15 protein-coding genes are annotated in these 20,555 nt (G+C 67.0%); 7 read left to right on the top strand and 8 right to left on the bottom strand.

The window, feature by feature from the left end; genetic code table 11:
• Positions 1 to 97: 97 nt before the first annotated feature.
• The 5 genes from sucD to putA all read right to left on the bottom strand — a co-directional run bounded on the left by sucD (position 98) and on the right by putA (position 8,287).
• Positions 98 to 973, bottom strand: a complete 876-nt coding sequence (gene sucD / locus AruPA_RS10890; protein WP_265636717.1) for a succinate--CoA ligase subunit alpha — start codon at positions 971 to 973, stop codon at positions 98 to 100.
• Positions 973 to 2,169 carry an ADP-forming succinate--CoA ligase subunit beta gene (sucC, locus tag AruPA_RS10885; RefSeq protein WP_265636716.1) on the bottom strand — a complete coding sequence of 399 codons (1,197 nt, stop codon included), beginning with the start codon at positions 2,167 to 2,169 and terminating at the stop codon, positions 973 to 975. The genes sucD and sucC overlap by 1 nt, the downstream gene beginning before the upstream one ends.
• Positions 2,170 to 2,296: 127 nt before the next feature.
• On the bottom strand, positions 2,297 to 3,451 hold the full coding sequence (gene zapE / locus AruPA_RS10880) for a cell division protein ZapE (RefSeq protein WP_265636715.1): 1,155 nt from the start codon (positions 3,449 to 3,451) through the stop codon (positions 2,297 to 2,299).
• 148 nt (positions 3,452 to 3,599) lie between these two features.
• Complete coding sequence (locus tag AruPA_RS10875; RefSeq protein WP_265636714.1) at positions 3,600 to 4,547, bottom strand: LysR family transcriptional regulator; 948 nt, start codon at positions 4,545 to 4,547, stop codon at positions 3,600 to 3,602.
• Between the two features lie 56 nt (positions 4,548 to 4,603).
• Positions 4,604 to 8,287 (bottom strand): trifunctional transcriptional regulator/proline dehydrogenase/L-glutamate gamma-semialdehyde dehydrogenase, encoded by a 3,684-nt coding sequence (putA, locus tag AruPA_RS10870; RefSeq protein ID WP_265636713.1) that lies wholly within the window; start codon positions 8,285 to 8,287, stop codon positions 4,604 to 4,606.
• 253 nt (positions 8,288 to 8,540) lie between these two features.
• Here putA and AruPA_RS10865 point away from each other — a divergent pair, with 253 nt between their 5' ends.
• From AruPA_RS10865 to ilvD, 7 genes are all read left to right on the top strand, one after another.
• Positions 8,541 to 10,427: a nucleoside-diphosphate sugar epimerase/dehydratase gene (locus tag AruPA_RS10865; protein ID WP_265636712.1), complete on the top strand. Its 1,887-nt coding sequence runs from the start codon at positions 8,541 to 8,543 to the stop codon at positions 10,425 to 10,427.
• A 72-nt stretch (positions 10,428 to 10,499) separates the two neighbouring features.
• Complete coding sequence (locus AruPA_RS10860) at positions 10,500 to 11,651, top strand: DegT/DnrJ/EryC1/StrS aminotransferase family protein (RefSeq protein WP_265636711.1); 1,152 nt, start codon at positions 10,500 to 10,502, stop codon at positions 11,649 to 11,651.
• Positions 11,638 to 12,588, top strand: coding sequence for a prolyl aminopeptidase (gene pip, locus AruPA_RS10855; RefSeq protein WP_265636710.1), 951 nt, complete (start codon positions 11,638 to 11,640; stop codon positions 12,586 to 12,588). The genes AruPA_RS10860 and pip overlap by 14 nt, the downstream gene beginning before the upstream one ends.
• A gap of 45 nt (positions 12,589 to 12,633) precedes the next feature.
• Positions 12,634 to 13,620, top strand: coding sequence for a TAXI family TRAP transporter solute-binding subunit (locus AruPA_RS10850; protein ID WP_265636709.1), 987 nt, complete (start codon positions 12,634 to 12,636; stop codon positions 13,618 to 13,620).
• A 93-nt stretch (positions 13,621 to 13,713) separates the two neighbouring features.
• Positions 13,714 to 16,314: an MMPL family transporter gene (locus AruPA_RS10845; RefSeq protein ID WP_265636708.1), complete on the top strand. Its 2,601-nt coding sequence runs from the start codon at positions 13,714 to 13,716 to the stop codon at positions 16,312 to 16,314.
• A complete protein-coding gene (locus tag AruPA_RS10840) occupies positions 16,304 to 16,513 on the top strand; it encodes a ribbon-helix-helix domain-containing protein (RefSeq protein ID WP_265636707.1) in 210 nt (69 codons plus the stop codon). Before AruPA_RS10845 ends, AruPA_RS10840 begins: the two co-directional genes overlap by 11 nt.
• Positions 16,514 to 16,568: 55 nt before the next feature.
• Entirely contained in the window at positions 16,569 to 18,422 is a 1,854-nt protein-coding gene (gene ilvD, locus AruPA_RS10835) for a dihydroxy-acid dehydratase (RefSeq protein ID WP_265636706.1), read from the top strand.
• Positions 18,423 to 18,456: 34 nt separating this feature from the next.
• Here the strand turns inward: ilvD and hpxZ are convergent, their stop codons facing one another.
• Genes hpxZ through AruPA_RS10820 form a run of 3 tightly spaced genes read right to left on the bottom strand, consistent with a single transcriptional unit; the run spans position 18,457 to position 20,389 of the window.
• The gene (hpxZ, locus tag AruPA_RS10830; RefSeq protein WP_322784399.1) at positions 18,457 to 18,852 is read right to left on the bottom strand and encodes an oxalurate catabolism protein HpxZ; all 396 of its coding nucleotides are present in this window, start codon (positions 18,850 to 18,852) and stop codon (positions 18,457 to 18,459) included.
• A complete protein-coding gene (locus AruPA_RS10825; protein ID WP_265636705.1) occupies positions 18,852 to 20,207 on the bottom strand; it encodes an AtzE family amidohydrolase in 1,356 nt (451 codons plus the stop codon). Before AruPA_RS10825 ends, hpxZ begins: the two co-directional genes overlap by 1 nt.
• Positions 20,207 to 20,389 carry a DUF4089 domain-containing protein gene (locus AruPA_RS10820; protein ID WP_265636704.1) on the bottom strand — a complete coding sequence of 61 codons (183 nt, stop codon included), beginning with the start codon at positions 20,387 to 20,389 and terminating at the stop codon, positions 20,207 to 20,209. The genes AruPA_RS10825 and AruPA_RS10820 overlap by 1 nt, the downstream gene beginning before the upstream one ends.
• Positions 20,390 to 20,555 lie beyond the last annotated feature (166 nt).

Here is a 20,555-nt window from a genome sequence, read left to right as displayed (position 1 = left end):
CGCCGCTTGCACCGCTGCTTTACGGTGCAGGGATGCTTGCGGCGCATGTATCGGCGGCTTCGCCGGACCGTTCATCGATCATCCAGCCCGCGGCATATCAGGCCCGCAACGCCTTCACCATCGTCGAACCCAGCGAGGCCGGGCTGTCCGCCACATGAATACCCGCCAGCTTCATCGCCTCGATCTTGGCCCCCGCGGTATCCCGCCCGCCCGAAATCACCGCGCCGGCATGGCCCATGCGCCGCCCCGGCGGTGCCGTGACACCGGCAATGAACCCGACCACCGGCTTCTTCACGCGGTGACGCGCCAGAAACTCCGCCGCATCGATCTCGCTCTGGCCACCGATTTCGCCGATCATGATCACCGCTTCCGTCTCATCATCGGCCAGAAACATTTCCAAAACCTCAATGAAATCGAGCCCTTTGACCGGATCGCCCCCGATGCCGACGCAGCTCGACTGCCCAAGCCCCGCCGCCGTGGTCTGCGCCACCGCCTCATAGGTCAGCGTCCCCGAACGCGAGACGATGCCGATCTTGCCGCGCCGGTGAATATGACCGGGCATGATGCCGATCTTGCAGGCATCCGGCGTGATCACCCCCGGGCAGTTCGGCCCGACCAGGATCGATTTCGAGCCGGACAGCGCCCGATGCACCCGTACCATGTCAAGCACCGGAATCCCCTCGGTGATGCACACGATCAGGCCGATTTCGGCATCGATCGCCTCCAGAATCGCATCGGCCGCAAACGGCGGCGGCACGTAAATCGCGCTGGCATCGGCCTGCGTCGCGGATTTCGCCTCGGCCACGGTGTCGAACACCGGCAAATCCAGGTGCCGCGTGCCGCCCTTGCCCGGCGTCACGCCGCCCATCACCTTGGTGCCGTAAGCGATCGCCTGCTCGGAATGAAACGTACCCTGCGCACCGGTGAAACCCTGGGTGATCACGCGGGTTTCGGCATTGACCAGAATAGCCATTATGCGGCCTCCTTCACGGCGGCCACAATCTTCTGCGCGGCATCAGCCAGGTTGTCGGCCGCGATGATCGGCAGGCCGGATTTCGACAGTATGTCCTTGCCGAGTTGCACATTGGTGCCTTCAAGCCGCACCACCAGCGGCACCGAGAGCGAAACCTCGCGCGCCGCCGCCACCACACCCTCGGCGATCACGTCACAGCGCATGATGCCGCCGAAAATATTGACCAGAATACCCTCCACGTTCGGATCCGAAAGAATGATCTTGAACGCCGCGGTCACCCGCTCCTTGGTCGCACCGCCGCCGACATCGAGAAAATTCGCCGGCTCCGCGCCATACAGCTTGATGATGTCCATTGTTGCCATCGCAAGCCCGGCGCCATTCACCATGCACCCGATCGAGCCTTCGAGCGCCACATAATTCAGACTGTGCTTGGCCGCTTCGAGTTCCTTGGGGTCCTCCTCGGCCTCGTCGCGCAATTTTTCGAGGTCGGGATGCCGATACAGCGCGTTATCGTCGAATGTTATCTTGGCATCGAGCGCGATAATCTCGCCTGCACCGGTCACCACCAGCGGGTTGATCTCCACGATCGCGCAATCGAGCGCGATGAACGCCTTGTACATGGCGGCCACGAATTTCGCGAAGGATTTCTGCTGCGTCGCATCCAGCCCGAGGCCGAACGCCAGCTTGCGCGCATGGAAGCCGGAAATTCCGCTCGCCGGATCGACCGCGACGCGCATGATCTTTTCCGGATGATGCTCGGCGACCTCCTCGATCTCCATGCCGCCCTCGGTCGAGGCCATGATGACCACTTCCGAGACCGAACGATCGACCAGCAGCGACAAATACAGCTCGCGCTTGATGTCGCACCCGGCCTCGACATACACCCGCCGCACCACCCGCCCGGCCGGGCCGGTCTGCTTGGTGATCAGCGTGTGCCCCAGCATCGCCTCGGCCGCCGCGTTCACCTCATCGGCCGATTTCGCCAGCCGCACGCCGCCCTTGCCCTCGGGATCGTCCTTGAAATGTCCCGCGCCACGCCCGCCGGCGTGGATCTGCGATTTCACGACATAAACCGGTCCCGGCAGTTTCGCCGCCGCCCGGGCCGCCTCTTCGCCACTCCAGGCAACATGCCCGTCCAGCACCGCGACGCCATAGGATTTCAGAAGTTCCTTGGCCTGATATTCATGTATGTTCATGGGATTCCTGTACGGTGGTCATTCGCCTGTCATCAAAAAACATTCGCCAGTCGCTATCTCTGCTCATGCCTCGGACCCGTCGGACAGCGGCCTAGACCAAGCCGCCGCGCCGTGCAACCGGGCATGCTCACTGCAGATGCGCGAGCGCGAAATACGCCTCGCTGCGCATTTCCTCGAGCCGCGAAACCGTGCGCTCGAAAATCGAGACCCCCTCGCCCGCGGTGTAGAGCTGCGCCGGTTCCGCCGCCGCCGAGGCATACAGCTTGACCCGATGCTCGTATAACGCATCGATCAACGTGATGAACCGGCGCGCCTCGTCGAAATTATCGGGCGACAGCGCGGGGATCGCATCGATCAGCACGGTGTCGTAATGCGTCGCCAGCGCCAGATAGTCGCCCGACCCCAGCGCCTGCGCGCACAAAGCCGAAAAATCAAACCGCGCGACACCGTTGGCCGCCAGCGGCACCGGCAGTTTACGGCCGAACACGGTCAGCGCCTCCGGCTTCGGCGCCGCGCCATCGGTCAGGCGCGCGAACAATTCATCGAGCATCCGCTCCGCCCGGCGATCCGCCGGCACGTACCAGTTCCGCACGCCCCGCACGCGCGCGCGGCGGTAATCCTTGCCGCCATCGAGCACCAGCACGTCGAGATGCCGCTTCAGCAGCGCGATGAACGGCTTGAACGTCTCATACCCTGGCTTGTTCTTGTATAGATCATCCGGCAGCGTGTTCGACGTCGCAACGACCACCACCGCCCGGGCGAACAACGCCTCGAACAGCCGGGCGAGGATCATTGCATCGCCGATGTCGTGGACCTGGAACTCATCGAAGCACAGCAGCACCGACTCGGCCGCGATCAGGTCGGCCAGCGTCGTCATCGCATCCGATTCGGGCGCCTCGGTCCGCAGCCGATGCAGCCTTGCGTGGGTTTCCTGCATGAATTCATGAAAATGCACCCGCCGCTTGCGCGGCACGGCGGCGGCATCGAAAAACATGTCCATCAGCATCGATTTGCCGCGCCCGACATCGCCGACCAGATACAGGCCCGAAGGATAATCCTCCGGCACCTCATCGACCCGTTTCTTGTTCAGCAGCCGGCCCAGCCAACCGTTCGGCGGTGCCTTCGGGTGCGGATCATACCCGCGCAACCGTCCCCACAACTCATGCAGCCGCTCAGCCGCCCGGCGTTGCACCGGGTCCGGCAGGATCGCGCCGGCATCGATACGGGCGCGGTAGGCCGACATCACATCGTCTGCGCGCCGCTCTGTGACTTGATCGAGCATGAGCCGTGTCGCTACGCTTTTTCATGCCGCAGCGCAACATATCCATGGGTAATTCGAGGGTAGCCAGGCAAGCATTTCTTTTTCGAAAAAAGAAACAAAAAACTTTTGTTGCGATAGCGCGCAGCCGTTTTCACCAGCACAACCCAGCTCAAGAAAGTTTTTTTGCTTCGTTTTTTTCAAAAAAAGAAGACTCTTCCCGCCCCGCCTCCCACCCCCGTAAAACCCCCAGAAACGCCGCCACCGCCCGCGACCGATACCGGTCGACATGCTGCACCGCGAAAAACGCCCGCGGCGGCAGGTTCACCGGCACACGCACCACCCTGCCCGCTGCAATCTCGCTCTGGCAGACCAGCGCGGATACGATGGTGGGCCCCGCCCCCGCCACCGTCGCCGCCATGATCGCCTCGTTCGACGGCAGTTCGATCACGATATCGACCCGCTCGCGGGCCACGCCGAGCGATTCCAGCGCCCTGAAAAACACCGCTCTGGTGCCCGAACCATCCTCCCGCACCACCCACTGCCCGGCGGCCAGATCGTCGGCACTCAACCCCTCCCGCGAGGCCCAGGGATGCGCGGGGCTGACGATCATCATCAGCGGATCGGTCGCGATCAGTTCGGCCGCGAGGTTGGGTTCCGCGACATCATCCCGCGGCCCCTCGATGAAACCGAGTTCGATCCGCCCCTGCAGAATGGCCTCGATCACCTGCGCCGAATTACCGACCGATACCGCCAGCGCCACCCCCGGATAGGCCCGATGGAACGCAACCAGCCGCACCGGCAGCAAATGCCCCGCAATCGTCTGGCTCGCCATCACCTCGAGCCGTCCACGCGCCAGCCCGGTGAATTCGCGCATCGCCAGAACCGCCGATTCCGCGCGTGCCAGGACCCCCGCCGCCTCGGTCGCCAGCAACCGCCCACCCTCGGTCAACACGATCCCCCGCCCGACCCGATGAAACAGCCTGGTGCCGAACTCCCGCTCCAACACGGCAATCGCGCCCGATACCGCCGATTGCGTCATCCCCAACGCCTCCGCCCCGCGAGTCACATGCTCGCGCTGCGCCACCACCAGGAAAATCCGCAACTGCTCCAAAGTCATGCGCCATCATGCGCAGACTCGGCCCAGCCCGACAACGACGAACGCAGCGGCTGACCCTACCCGATCGTCATCAGGCTCGCATTGCCACCGGCGGCGGCGGTGTTGGTGCTGATCGATTGTTCGGCGAACAGGAATTCGAGCGGATACGCATCACCCGCCGCCTCATCGCGCACGAAAATCGGCACGATCGGCCCCGGCCGCGCCGCGACCTCACGCTGCAAAACGCTCAGAGTCGCGGCATCACCCTCGAACAATACGGCCGCAATCCCGGCCTCGAGCGGGTGGGCGGGGTCCGCGAGCCGCACTTTCGCGCGATCCCGCGCGTCGAGCGCCTCATCGCACAGCACCAGCGGAACCGTCCCGGTGGCAAAGCAGGCCGCGATCTGGCGTGCCGCCCCCGCCGCCGTCGCCGCGCGGCACAGAACCGTGCCGCGCGGTTGCAGCCGATACAGATTCTGCTCCCCGACCGGGCCGGGCAATTCGCGCGAGCGGGTCGATCCGGCCTCGAAGCGGGGGCGGCGCGCCAGCAATCGCCGCAGATAGAGCGGGCCGCCCGCCTTGGGTCCGGTGCCCGACAGGCCATGTCCGCCGAACGGCTGCACACCGACGACGGCACCGATGATATTGCGGTTGACATACAGGTTCCCGGCGGCGATCCGCCCGGTCACCTGCGCGATCGTCTCGTCGATCCGGCTGTGGATGCCGAAAGTCAGGCCATAGCCGAGCGCATTCACCGCATCGATCATCTCATCGCGCGCGGCGGCGGCAAACCGCACGACATGCAGCACAGGTCCGAACACTTCGGCCTCCAGCACGGCGGGTTCGGGAATTTCGATCAGCGTCGGCGCGACGAACCAGCCACCCGTGGCCTCACCCGGCAATTGCGCCGAAAAACACGCAAAACCGCGCCGCGCCATGGCCGCGATATGCGCCAGAATCGTCGCCCGCGCCGCCTCGCCGATCACCGGGCCGATGTCGCTCGCCAGACGGTCCGGGTTGCCGATGGTGAGTTCGGCCATCGCCCCTTTCAGCATCGTGAGCAGAGCATCGGCGATATCGTCCTGCACCAGGAGAATCCGCAAGGCGGAGCACCGCTGCCCGGCAGAGTCGAAGGCGGAGGCAATGATATCGCCCACCGCCTGTTCGAGCAGCGCCGAGGAATCCACCAGCATGGCGTTCTGGCCGCCGGTCTCCGCGATCAGCGGAATCGGGTGTCCCGCAGGGTCGAGCCGTTGCGCGAGCGTCGTCTGGATCGCGCGCGCCACCGCCGTCGAACCGGTGAACATCACGCCGCGCACCCGCGCATCCGCGACCAGCGCTTCGCCCACCGCGCCATCGCCGGGCAACAACGCAACCGCGCCCGCCGGCACGCCGGCGGTACGCAGCAACCGCACCGCCTCGGCCGCGATCAGCGGGGTTTCCTCGGCCGGTTTGGCGAGCACGACATTGCCGGCGGCAAGCGCCGCCGCCACCTGACCGATGAAAATCGCCAGGGGAAAATTCCACGGGCTGATCGCCGCGACGATGCCGAGCGGCCGATGGGTCGCGTTATCGAACCCGTCGCCGATCTCCGCCGCGTAATAGCGCAGGAAATCGACCGCCTCGCGCACCTCGCCGATCGCCGCCGGAATCGTCTTGCCGGCCTCGCGCACGATCAGCCCGATCAGATGCGCGAGCCCCTGTTCCAGCAAATCTGCGGCACGCAGCAAGCATTGCGCGCGCTGATCGGGTGGGGTCGCCTGCCAGATCGGCGCCGCGAGGCTGGCTTGCACCAGAGCGGCCTCGATCGCGGCCGCACTCGAATCGACCACGCTTCCCGGTTGATCGGTGAAATCGGCCGGATTGCGGATGGCCCGCCCGGCATCGTCCGCCGCCGCCGCATCGGGCGCCGCGCGCCACACCGTATCGAGACTCGCGAGCAACGCCGAAGACAACGAACCCAGCCGCTGCTCGTTGGACAGATCAAGCCCCGCGGCGTTGCGCCGCACGGTGCCGAACAACGCCCCGGGGGCGGCGATTTTATCGTGTGGCGAACCAAGCGGCACGATCTGCCGCGCCTGCGCCACCGGGTCGGCAAGCAGGTCCTCGATCCGCACCCGCTGATCGGCGAGTTTGTTGACAAACGATGTGTTGGCGCCGTTTTCCAGCAGGCGGCGTACCAGATAGGCGAGCAGCGTCTCATGGGTGCCGACCGGCGCATAGATCCGGCACGGCACGCCGAGTTTCCCGGCCCCGACGACCTCGTCATACAGCGCCTCGCCCATGCCGTGCAGGCACTGGAACTCGTACTGGCCGATCGTGAAATCACCGCCCGCCATCGCGTGAATGCTGGCGAGCGTCAGCGCATTATGCGTCGCGAACTGCGGAAAGATGTCGCTGGCCGCGCCCAGCATCCTGCGCGCGCAGGCAAGGTAGGAAAGATCGGTATGGACCTTGCGGGTATAGACCGGAAAATCCTCCAGCCCCTCCACCTGCGCCCGCTTGATCTCGGAATCCCAATAAGCCCCCTTGACCAGCCGCACCATCAGCCGGTGGCCGCTCCGGCGTGCGAGATCGATCAGATGATCGATCACGAAAGGGGCGCGCTTCTGATACGCCTGCACCACGAACCCGATGCCGTTCCAGCCGGCAAGCCCGCGCTCGAAACACAGCATCTCGAGCAGGTCGAGCGAAAGATCGAGCCGGTCGGCCTCTTCGGCGTCGATGTTCAGGCCGATGTCATAGCGCCGCGCCAGCAGCGCCAGCGCCGCGAGCCTTGGCCCGAGTTCGGTCATCACCCGCGCGCGCTGCGCCCTGACATACCGCGGATGCAGCGCCGAAAGCTTGATCGAAATGCCCGGCCCGCGATACAGCCCCCGGCCGCCGGCGGCCACGCCGATCGCGTGGATCGCCTGTTCGTAATCCCGGTAGTAGCGCGCGGCATCCGCCGCCGTCAGCGCGGCTTCGCCCAGCATGTCGTACGAATATAAGAACCCGCGCGCCTCGCGCTTGCGCGCATTGGCGAGCGCTTCGGCGATGGTCTGGCCCATCACGAATTGCTCGCCCATCAGCCGCATCGCGATGTTCACCCCGTGCCGCACGATCGGCTCGCCACCGCGCGCCAGCAGCCGGCTCAGCGCCGAACCCAGGCCGGTTTCGCTGGCGGTCGCGGTGAGCTTGCCGGTCAACAACAAGCCCCAGGTCGCGGCATTGACGAACAGCGACGGGCTTTCGCCGATATGTGTGTGCCAGTTGCCGCCGCCGATCTTGTCGCGGATCAGCCGATCACGCGTCGCCGCATCGGGAATCCGCAGCAGCGCCTCCGCCAGGCACATCAACGCGACGCCTTCCTGGCTCGACAGCGCGTATTCCTGCAACAGCGTCTCGACCAGGCCGGCACTGCGCCGCGCGCGCAGCGTGGTCACCAGGCTACGTGCCGTGTGCTGCGCCTGTGCTGCCCGTGCGGGGCTCAGCGTCGCGGCATCGATCAGCGCGGCCACCGCTTCGGGTTCCGGCCGGCGATAAGCCGCGGTAATGGCGGCGCGCAGCACGGTCTGCGGCCGCACGTCCTGCGCGAAATCCAGAAACCTCACGCTTGCCGGCCCGGCATCGAGCGCCTCACCACGTTCCAGCCGCTCCAGACCCGCCATGATCACCTGCTTCATCAGATGATGCGGCGTCCGACCCTGCGCCTCGGCGATGCGACGCAGCCGGGCGCGAATATCCTCGTCCAGTTTCACACCCATGGTCGAGGCCACCATCGTACCGCTCCGCAGTTGGGGTTAACCGCTCTGGATATCAGGGTTAACCTTATGGAAAAGAGGAGGCAAGAGCCTTCTTTTTTGTGAACAAAAAAGAAGCAAAAAAACTTTGTTAATTTAGGCCCGTGCCGCTTCAAACGCCCGTGCCCCAGGGTCAGAAAGTTTTTTGCTTCTTTTTTCCAAAAAAGAAGCCTTCCCCTCCTCACAACCCGCCCAATGACGAACCAACCGGTTTAAGCTAAGCACCCCCATCATGATCTTCGGTCGCAGCCAGTTCCGCATCGCGGTGAATTTCGCTCTCGACGGTCTGCTGGCCGCCCTCGCGGTCATCGCCGCCGGCTGGCTGGCAAACCCTGCGCACCCGATGCCCAATCCGGCGGCGCTGCCCCTGGCCGGCGCGGCGGCGATCTGGCTGATCGGCGTGCCGTTCGGCCTGGCGCGCCAGCATTGGCGGTTTACCTCCCTGCCCGACCTCACCGCGATCGGTGCCATCGCCGCCCTCGCCGCGATCCTCATCATCCTGCTGCTGGTCGGGGTCGGCGCGCCGTTGCCATCGGCCAGTTTTCCGGTGTTGCTCGTCCTCACCTTCGCGCTCGGCCTGACCGCGCCGCGCCTGCTCTACCGCATCGCCCGCGCCCCCCGCGAACTCCCCGACGACGATGCCGAACGCGCCCTGCTGCTCGGCGATGGCGAGGGCGCCGAACTGTTTCTGGCCGCCTTGGCGCGCGAGGCGAAGCGGCGCCTGCTGGTGGTCGGGCTGCTCTCGGTCTCGGGCCGCGAAACCGGCCGGCGGATCCACAATGTGCCGATCCTCGGCACCGTGGCGGCACTCGATGGCGTGCTAGACCGTCTCACCACGGCTGATCAGGCGCCATCGCTGCTGATCGTCGCGAGCAGCGAGATCATCGGTGCCGATCTGCGCGCCATCATGGCGGCGGCCGAGGCGCGGGGCCTGCGCGTCGCCCGCGCACCGAGCCCGACGGCGCTGGCCCCCACGCTGGCCGGCGAGGCCTCGCTGCGCCCGATCGCGATCGAGGATTTATTGAACCGCCCGCAAGTGGCGCTCGATCGCGAGGGCATGGCCCGGCTGATCCAGGGGCAGCGCGTGCTGATCACCGGCGCCGGCGGCTCGATCGGGGCGGAACTGGTGCGCCAGGTCGCGGGGTTCGGCCCGGCGCTGCTGGTGCTGCTCGATTCCAGCGAATTCGCCCTCTGGCAGATCGATCTCGAAATCTCCGAATCTGTTCCTGCGCTCGCGCGGGAAGCGATCATCGCGGATGTCCGCGACCGGCCGCGCATCGAGCAGGTCTGCACCAGGGTCCGGCCCGACCTCGTGTTCCACGCCGCCGCGCTGAAACACGTGCCGATCGTCGAGGCCAACCCGCTGGAGGGCCTCGCGACCAATGCGCTCGGCACCCGCAACGTGGCGGATGCCGCCCGCACAGCCGGTGCCGCACTGATGGTCCTGATCTCGACCGACAAAGCGGTGAACCCCTCATCGGTGATGGGCGCCTCGAAGCGGCTCGCCGAAATGTATGCCCAGGGGCTCGATGTCGCGGCCCGCCAGCGCAAATCGATGAAGATCGTCACGGTACGCTTCGGCAACGTGCTCGGCTCGACCGGCTCGGTGGTGCCGCTGTTTCGCCGCCAGCTGGCGCGCGGGGGCCCGCTGACCGTCACGCACCCGGACATGCGGCGCTATTTCATGACGGTGCGCGAAGCGGTCGCGCTCGTGTTGCAGGCGTCCGTCGTCGGTGCGTCAGGCGCGGCCCTGCCGGTCGACGGCGGCGGTATTTTCGTCCTCGATATGGGCGAGCCGGTCAAAATCGTCGATCTCGCCCGGCAGATGATCCGCCTTGCCGGGTTGCGCGTCGATCTCGATGTCGCGGTGCAGTTCACCGGTCTGCGGCCCGGCGAGAAACTGTTCGAGGAATTGTTCCACGGCGCCGAAAAACCGATCGAAACCGGCTTCCCCGGCCTGCTGATGGCCGCCCCCCGCGTCGCCGACGCCGCCATCATCGGCCGCGCGCTCGACGAGGTCGGCGCCATCGTCGACCGGGGCGATGCCGCGGCGGGGATCGCCCTGTTGCGCCGTCTGATCCCGGAGTTCAGCCCGGATGCCGCCCAGGCGCACGGCTGAAAAACGGCGCCCGCGGCCCAATTCCCGCACGCTGTGCTTGCCTTGGCTGCCGCCCTTCCATAAGGCATTCGTATGGATATCGTAGAGCCGCCGATCCCGTTTCTCGATCTCAAGGCCCAACAGGCCCGCCTCGGGCCGGCGTTGCGCGCGCGGATCGATGCGGTGATGGCGCATGGCCAGTTCATCCTCGGACCCGAGGTCGCCGCGCTCGAAACCCAGCTCGCCGCCTTCTGCGGCGCGGCGCATTGCGTCAGCGTCAGCTCCGGCACCGATGCGCTGCAGATCGCGATGATGGCGGAAGGCATCGGGCGCGGCGATGCGGTCTTCCTGCCCGCGTTCACCTACACCGCCACCGCCGAAGTGCCCCTGCTGCTCGGGGCCACGCCCGTTTTTGTCGATATCGACGCGGCAACCTTCCAGATCGACCCCGACCATCTGGAACAGCGCATCGGCGATGCCGCCCGGCGCGGCCTGCGCCCCCGCGCCGTCATCGGCGTCGATCTGTTCGGCCAGCCGGCCCCCTGGCCGCGCCTGCGCGACATCGCGTCCCGCCACGATCTGTTCACGCTCGATGATTGCGCGCAGGCGTTCGGCGCCGCGCTGGGCGGAGCACGGCTTGGCCGCGCCGCGCAGGCGACCGCGGTAAGTTTCTTCCCCTCCAAACCGCTTGGCGCATATGGCGACGGCGGCGCCCTGTTCACCGATGATGCCGACCGCGCCGCGCTCTATCGCAGCCTGCGCACCCATGGCGAGGGCACCACGCGCTACGACGTGCAGCGGATCGGCATGAACGGCCGGCTCGACACGATCCAGGCCGCCGTGCTGCTGGCCAAGCTCCCGGCCTTCGAGGCGGAACTCGCACGGCGCGAGGCGATCGCCTGCGCCTACGATGCGGGACTCGCCCGCCACGTCACCATACCCGCCCGCGTCGCGGACAGCACGAGCGCCTGGGCGATCTACGCCGTGCTGTTCGCGAATGGCACAGCCCGCACCGCGGCGCAGGAGGTGCTGCGCGCGCACGGCGTGCCGAGCGCGATCTATTATCCCAAGCCGCTGCATCACCAGCCCGCCTATGCCGGCGCGCATGATGGCGTCGCCCTGCCGGTGTCCGAAGCGATCGCCAACCGGATCATGGCCCTGCCGCTGCACCCCGACCTGAGCGATGCCCAGGTGGCCCGCGTGATCGCCGCGTTCGAAGGATTGGGCGCGCATGCCGCGCGGTGACCTGTTCCCCGAGATCGGCCCGTATCAGACCGGCTATCTGCCGGTCGGCAGCGGCCATGTCATCTATTGGGAGCAGGTCGGCAATCCGCGCGGCAAGCCCGTGCTGTTCCTGCACGGCGGCCCCGGCGCCGGCGCGGGTGCCGTGCACCGGCGGTTCTTCGACCCCACGATCTGGCGGGTCGTGATCTTCGATCAACGCGGTGCCGGCCGCTCGACGCCGCTGGGCGGGCTGCAGGCCAACACCACCCCCGATCTGGTCGCCGATATCGAGGCGCTCCGCCAGTTCCACGGTATCGACCGCTTCATCCTGTTCGGCGGTTCCTGGGGCTCGACCCTGGCGCTCGCCTACGGCCAGACGCACCCCGAACGCGTCGCGGGCATGGTGCTGCGCGGTATTTTTCTGGGCCGGCCGATCGAGGTCGATTGGTTCCTGCACGGCCTCGCCCAATTCTTCCCCGATGCCCATGCGGCCCTGCTGAATTTTCTGCCCCCGGGCGAACGGGGCGATCTGCTGGGCAGCTATCTCAAGCGCCTCTGCGATCCGAACCCCGACGTCCACGTGCCGGCCGCCCGCGCATGGTCGGTCTACGAAGGCTCATGCTCGACGCTGCTGCCCAGTTTCGAAACCGTCGCCGCCTTCGCGCACGACCGCACCGCCATCGGCCTTGCACGGATCGAGGCGCATTATTTCGCCCATCGCCTGTTCCTGCCGGAAGGCGGCCTGCTCGCGCACATGGGCCGCCTCGCCCGCGTCCCCGCCGAAATCGTGCAGGGCCGCTACGACATGATCTGCCCGCCGCAAACCGCCTTCCAACTCGCCGCCGCCTGGCCCGGCGCACGGCTCACCGTCGTGCCGGATGCCGGGCATTCCGCCCTGGAACCCGGCATCCGCACCGCGCTGCTGGCTGGTCTGGAGCGGGCGCGTGCCCTGATCTAGCCAGAATCGTGGGCCATCGATGACGAAGATCGGGAGGCATTGGCAATGACATGGCGCAGACGATCATTCCTCGGCGCGGGCATCACCCTGGCATCGGCCGGTGTCATCCGGCGCGCCGCGGCAGGCATGCCGCGCATGGCGCTGACCATGGCGACCGGTGAACCCGGCGGCGGTTTCGCCTTGTACGGCCCCGCCTGGGGCCAATCGGCCAGCGCCACCGCCCCCGTGACCCTGTCCTACCGCGCCTCGGGCGGCAGCGCCGCCAACATCCTGCTGGTCGAACAGGGTGCCGCACAACTCGGTCTGACGACGCTGGCGGTGGCCGATCAGGCATGGCTGGGCAATGCCTCCTGGACCGGGCGCGTCACCCTGCGCGGTTTTCGCGCGCTGTTTCCGATCTTTCCCGCCAGCTGGCAGGTGATCGCCCTGCTCGAGGGACCGGTCAAACGCCTGGCCGATCTAACCGGCCGCCCGATCGGGGTCGGCCCGGCCGGCGGCGCAAGCGCGGTGCTGACCCCCGCCCTGCTCGCCGCCGCCCACATCACGCCAAACCTCGCCATCACCGGTCTCTACACCGAACAGATCGAGCTGCTGCTCCGTCGCAAACTCGACGCCTGTGCGTTTTTCGGCCCGACGCCGCTGCCGGCCCTCCGCGATGCAGCCGGCAAAGGCGGTTTCATCCTGCTTGGCGTGACCAAGGCGCAGCAGACCGCCATGGCACGCCTGCCGGGGATGGGGCGCACCATCATTCCCCACGCCAGCCTGCCGCATCAGACCGCGGCGGTTTCCACCATCGGCTCGGACGCGATCGCGATCGGCCGCGCCGACCTGCCCGACCAGCTGGTCGCCCAGCTGACCGAGGCGGCCCTGAGCGACCAGGGCGCCATGCGCGCGACCGGCCTGCCCCCCGATGCCATGACGATCAAGAATGGCTGGATCGACGCCAGCAGCCCGGTCCTGATCCACCCCGGCGCCGCCATGGCCTTGCGCCGTCACGGGTTTGCCGCACCGGCCCGCCTGGTTCGCAGCTGAGAACCCACGCCCCCACGCCGGCGGTGCGGCGCGCGATGCTGGTCGAGCGGTTGTTTTGCCCTATGTAGATCGGGCATATATCGGGATCATTTGATGCAGAAACTGATCGTTTCACTTGTGGGAAGCAGCCGCCGGCATGCGGTCGCCGTGCTCGCCCTCTACGCCGTACTGCTGCTGCTCGGGCTGGGCTACGCGCGCTCGCATCTCGGCATCGACACCAATACCGACCATCTGTTCGCCCGCTCACTCCCCTGGCGGCAGGAACAGATCGTGTTCGACAAGGCATTCCCCCAGTTCAACGATCTGATCGTGGCGGTGGTCCGGGATGCGACGCCCGAAGGTGCCGACGCCACGGCCAAGGCGCTGGCCGACCGCATCGCCGCCGACAAAACCCATTTCAAGGACGTCAGCCGCCCCGGCACCGGCCGGTTCTACCGCGAAGACGGCTTGCTGTTGCTACCGCCGGACCAGTTGGCCACCCTGCTCAACTCGATCGTCACGGCGCAGCCCTTTCTGGGCCAGCTCTCGGCAGATCCCTCGGCCGCCGGCCTGTTCAAGGCGCTCGATCTGATGGCGGTCGGCGTCGGTGCCGGCCAGGCCAATCTGACCCCCTACGCCGCCCAGTTGAAAAGTTTCCAGAGCGCGATCGAACAGGCCGCCGCGGGGCATCCCAAACCGATTTCCTGGCAGGCGCTGCTCACCCCCGGTGTCGCCGCCGAACAGGGCGATGTCCGCTTCGTGCTGATCCACCCGGTGCTCGACCACGGCACGTTGCAGCCGGGCGGGGCGGCGACCGCAGCCCTCCGCCGCATCGCCGCCTCGCTCCCCAGCGTCCGCTCGGGCGAGGCGACCGTCAACTACACCGGCCAGATACCCCTCTCGGATGAACAATTCGCAAGCCTCACCCAAGGTCTCGTGCTCGGTCTCGTCATCAGCGTGGCGCTGATCACCCTCTGGCTGATCCTCGCGGTGCGGTCCTGGCGGATGATCGTGCCGATCCTCGCGACCCTGATCGCGGGCCTGCTCCTCACGGTCAGTTTCGCCGCCCTCGCCATCGGCACGCTCAACCTGATCTCGGTCGCCTTCGCCATCCTGTTCGTCGGCCTCGCGGTCGATTTCGCGATCCAGTTCTGCGTCCGCCTGCGTGACGTGCGCACCCGCATCACCGATCCCGCCCTCGCCATGATCGAAGCCGCCAACGAGGCCGGCACCCAGATCGCCCTGGCCTCGGTTGCGACCGCCTGCGGCTTTCTCGCCTTCGCCCCGACCAGTTTCATCGGTGTCGCCGAGCTCGGCGAGATCGCCGGCATCGGCATGCTCATCGCTTTCGTCTGCACCATAACCTTCCTGCCCGCCCTGCTCGCGCTCACCCGGCCGCGCGGCGAGCCCGCGCGGATCGGCTTTCCGCTGGGCGACCGCGCGGATCGTGCGGTGAACCGGCACCGCAAACCGGTCCTCGCCGGTTTCGGCATCCTCGCCATCGCCGGCATCGTCTCGCTCGCCACCATCCATTTCGACGCCAACCCGCTCGACACCCAGAATCCGAACACCGAAGCGATGCGCACGCTGCGATCCCTGCTCGGCAAATCGGTCACCAACCCGTTCTACATCGACGCTCTTGCGCCCAATCTGCCGGCGGCAAAGGCGCTCGCCGCCCGGTTCGGCAAACTCCCCGAAGTCGCACAGGTGATCTCGGGCGCGACCTTCGTGCCCACGAAACAGACCGCAAAACTCGCGATGATCGCCCAGACCCAGCAGATCCTCGCCCCTTCGCTGTCGGGCGGCACGCCACCGCCGGTCACCGCCGCCCGCCTGCGTGAAGCCGCGGCCAAGGCCGCCGGTGAAATCGCGGCCATCGCCACCAGACTGCCGAAAAACGCTCCCTTGCTCGGCATCGGCCAGGCGCTGGAGCGGTTGAAAACCGCATCGGACGCCCGGCTCCTCGCCGCCAACGCGGCCCTTGTGAAATACCTGCCCGGCGAGCTGGCCCGGCTGAACGATGCGCTCTCCGCCCAGCGCATCACGCTGGCCAACCTGCCACCCGATCTGAAACAGGACTGGTTCCTGCCGGATGGCCGGGTGCGCCTGCAGATCATCCCGACCGCCGCGGCCCAGACATCGGCCGGATTGTGGAAATTCGTCGCCGCCGCCCAGACCATCGTGCCGGTGCTCGCAGGCCCTGCGGCAACCACCGTCGCCACCGCGAAAACCATCCTCGGCGCCTTCCGTGAAGCCGCGCTGCTGGGGGCGATCGCGATCGCGATCATCCTGATGATCTTCCTGCGCTCGGTGCGCGATTCGGCCCTGGTGGTGGCCACCCTCGCCCTGTCCGCGCTGCTCACCGCGCTGTTCGCCCGGCTCGCCGGCATGCAGCTCGACTATGCGAACATCATCGCACTCCCCCTGCTGCTCGGCGTCGGCGTCTCGTTCAACGTCTATTTCGTGATGAACTGGCGCGCCGGCATGCGCAATCTGCTCGGCTCGGCCACCGCGCGCGCCGTGCTGTTCTCGGCGCTGACCACCGGCACCGCCTTCGGCTCGCTGGCCGCCTCGCACGATCGCGGCACCGCGAGCCTCGGCGAACTGCTGCTGCTCAGCCTGGCCGCCGTGCTGATCGCCACCTTCGTCTTCCTGCCTGCGCTGCTCGCCGTCCTGACCCGCCGCACGGCAACCCCCGCCACCGATGAGCCTTGAAAAACGCAGTCTCTCGCTGTCCGGCCATCGCACCAGCATTGCGCTGGAACCAGCCTTCTGGGCCGCACTCGAAGCAATCGCGGCAGCGCGCTCGACCACCCTGCCAGGCCTGATCGCCTCGATCGACGATGCCCGCATCCCGGGCGACGGCCTGGCATCCGCCCTGCGCGTGTTTGCCCTGACGATGCAGGGTAGCTAGATGGGTCGACCCAAACTATAGTTGTCGCGCAATAAACGAAACGGAAACCAAGCCCATGCCGCATTATCGGTCTCGCACCTCGACCCATGGCCGCAACATGGCGGGTGCCCGTGCGCTGTGGCGCGCCACCGGCATGGGCGATGGCGATTTCGGCAAGCCGATCATCGCCATTTCCAATTCCTTCACCCAGTTCGTGCCCGGCCATGTCCATCTGAAGGATCTCGGCCAGCTGGTCGCGCGCGAGGTCGAGGCCGCAGGCGGTGTCGCCAAGGAGTTCAACACCATCGCCGTCGACGACGGCATCGCGATGGGCCACGGCGGCATGCTGTATTCCCTGCCCTCGCGCGAGCTGATCGCGGATTCGGTCGAATACATGGTCAACGCCCATTGCGCCGATGCGCTGGTCTGCATCTCCAACTGCGACAAGATCACGCCCGGCATGCTGATGGCGGCACTCCGCCTGAACATCCCCACCATTTTCGTCTCCGGCGGCCCGATGGAAGCCGGCAAATACGTCGCCAAGGGCGAGACCAAGGCGGTCGACCTGATCACCGCCATGGTCGCCGCCGCCGATCCGACCCAGACCGACGAACAGGCCGCGGTGATGGAGCGTTCCGCCTGCCCCACCTGCGGCTCATGCTCGGGCATGTTCACCGCCAATTCGATGAACTGCCTGGTCGAGGCGCTCGGCCTCGCCCTGCCGGGCAACGGCTCGCTGCTCGCCACCCATGCCGATCGCAAGCGCCTGTTCGTCGAGGCCGGCTGGCAGATCGTCGATCTCGCCCGCCGTCATTACGAGCAGGACGATCATACCCTCCTGCCCCGCGCGATCGCGAATTTCGATGCGTTCGAAAACGCCATGTCGCTCGACATCGCCATGGGCGGTTCCACCAACACCGTGCTTCACCTGCTCGCCGCGGCGCGCGAGGCCGAGCTCGATTTCACCATGGCCGACATCGATCGTCTGTCCCGCCGCGTGCCCAATCTCTGCAAGGTCTCGCCCTCGGTCCCCGACGTCCACATGGAGGATGTCCACCGCGCCGGCGGCATCATGGGCCTGCTCGGCGCGCTCGACCGCGCCGGCCTGCTGCACCGCGACTGCTCGACCGTGCATGAAAAAACCATCGGCGCCGCCGTCGAACTCTGGGATATCATGAACGGCCGCGACCAGGCCCGCACCCTGTTCAGCGCCGCCCCCGGTGGCGTGCGCACCACCCAGGCGTTCAGCCAGTCCCGCCGCTACGACGGGCTCGATACCGACCGCGTCAAAGGCGTCATCCGCGATGCCGAACACGCCTTCAGCAAGGACGGTGGCCTCGCCGTGCTCTACGGCAACATCGCGGTCGACGGCGCGATCGTGAAGACCGCCGGCGTCGATGCCGCCAATTTGATTTTCAAAGGCCCGGCCAGAATTTTCGCGAGCCAGGACGATGCCGTGGCCGCGATTTTGGGCGATAAAATCGTCGCCGGCGATGTCGTGGTCATCCGCTACGAAGGCCCGAAAGGCGGGCCGGGCATGCAGGAAATGCTCTACCCCACCAGCTATCTGAAATCGAAGGGCCTCGGTAAAGTCTGCGCCCTGATCACCGATGGCCGCTTCTCCGGCGGCACCTCCGGCCTGTCGATCGGGCACATGTCACCCGAAGCCGCGGAAGGCGGCGCGATCGGCCTGATCGAGGAAGGCGACCTGATCGCGATCGACATCCCCGCCCGCAAGATCGACCTGCTGATCGACGATGCCACCCTGGCCGCCCGGCGCGACGCCATGGAAGCCCGCGGCGCCGATGCCTGGCAGCCGATCGGCCGCCAGCGTACTGTCTCAGCCGCGCTGCAAGCCTATGCCGCCCTGACCACCAGCGCCGCCAATGGCGCCGTCCGCGACGTCAAACAGGTGCAACGGCGCCGCTGATCGGCTCCCGGATCGTCATCGGCCGGCGCCGCGCTCAGCTGGTCTCCGCCGCCAGCGAGACATGCGCGGCTACGATCCGCCAGCCAACATCGGCAAACCGCACCCACACCTGCGATTGCCGGCCGCGCCGCGCCTCGCCGGTGCGGTGAAACTCGGTGTTGGTGATGGCGAAATCCTCGCCGAACGTGGTGATCGCCTGATGCGCGAGCGTGCGCGGTGGCGATCCGCCGGCGCGCGCCTGGCGGAACGCGCGGATCGCCATGATACCATACAGCGCCTCGCCGACGCCGTAGCGGACCGTCTGCGGCGAATCCCAGAAAAACGCATCCAGCGCCGCGATGTCATTGGACCCCAGCGCCTGCTCATAGCGCGCGAACATCTCGGCGACACTCGCAAGCGTCGCCGGATCATCGATCGTCATGCCCGCCATCACGGCACCACGGCCGCGTTGGTCACGCCGTCCCGCGCCAGGCGGTGCGCCAGCGCAAGCCCGGTGGCCTCGCGCCCCGGCGCCGTGATGATCTGCACCCCCAGCGGCAGCGCGCCCGCGGCATACACCGGCACGACCACAACCGGCAGACCGATGAAACTGATCGGCTGGGTATACAGGCCAAGGTTCGGCCGCACCGGTAATTCCTGGCCCCCGAGCATCATGCGTGCCTGCCCGATCAGCGGTGCCACGCACGGCGAAACCGGGGCCAGCAGCGCGTCGTACCGCTCGAACAACAACGCGGCCTGTGCCGCGAACCAGGCGCGGAATCGCTGCGCCGCCTGCACGATATGCGCCGGCAGCAGCGCGCCCGCCATCAGCCGTGGCCTCGTTGCCGGGTCATACGCCGCTGCATGGGTTTTCAGCATATCGAAATGCAGCGAACCGCCCTCCGACGCCGTGATGCAAAACGCCGCCGCGCGCGCCCGCTCAGCCTCCGGCAGAATTGCCTCATCCCGCGCACCGAGCGCCATCGCCACATGCCGCACCACGTCCAGTACGGCCGGCGTCGCCTGCCGGGCGAACCACCCGCCCAGCGTCGCCACCCGCTTTTCGCCGGCATCGGCAATCGGCGCCGGCGCCACCCCACGCATCACATCGAACGCAAGTGCGATATCCTCGGGGCAACGCGCGAACGGGCCGAGATGATCGAGACTATCGACGAACGGAAACGTGCCGGACCGGTCGAGCGCGCCATAGGTCGGCTTCAGCCCGAACACCCCGCACAACGCGGCCGGCAGGCGGATCGAGCCGTTGGTGTCCGACCCCAGGGTGATCGGCGCGAACCCCGCCGCCACCGCTGCGGCCGACCCGCCGGACGAACCACCCGCGCTGCGGGCCACATCGTGCGGGTTGCGGGTCGGCCCGTCATGCGCATTTTCGGTGGTGAACCCATAGGCGAATTCGTCCATGTTCAGCGCGCCCAGCAGCACCGCCCCGGCCGCGATCAACCGCGCCAGCACCGGCGCATCGGCCCCGGCCGGCGCCGCGTCACGATACAGTTTCGAACCCGCCCAGGTCGGCAACCCCGCGATGTCGTAAAGATTCTTCACCGCCACCGGCACGCCCGCGAGTGGCCCGGCATCGTCCCCCGCCGCCAGTTTCGCATCGACCGCATCGGCCTCGCTACGCGCCCGTTCCACCGTCAGCGTCGTGAAGCAGTTGAACGCCCCATCGAGTGCTCCAATCCGTGCCAGATGATCTTCGAGCACCGCGCGCGCGCTGATCCGCCCGCCCCGCACCGCGGCCGCAATCGCCGTCGCGCTGGCCCGATGCGGCACCGCCACACTCTGCATCAGCACGGCCTGAAGCGCGGTGCCGCCTCGATCGTGTGCGCCAGATCGAACGCCAGCACCAGGTCCGCCTGCGCCAAGATCATCGCCATCGCCTCGATCACCGCATCACGATGCCCGGGCGCGATCGGCAAGCCCAGGAGTGACGCGGCAGCGTCGACATAGGCGGGGATGTCTTGAGTCATGGCGTATCTCGCATCTACTCGGAATGTTATCGCAACAAATTACACTAAAAAATCAAAGACGGAAGGCCTTCTTTTTTGTGAACAAAAAAGAAGCAAAAAAAAACTTTGTTAATTTGGGCCAGTGCCGGTGAAACCGCCCGTGCACCAGAGTCAGAAAGTTTTTTGC

The organism is Acidiphilium sp. PA, from assembly GCF_026191915.1.
Lineage (GTDB): Bacteria > Pseudomonadota > Alphaproteobacteria > Acetobacterales > Acetobacteraceae > Acidiphilium.
This window is presented reverse-complemented; position numbering and strand designations above follow the sequence as displayed.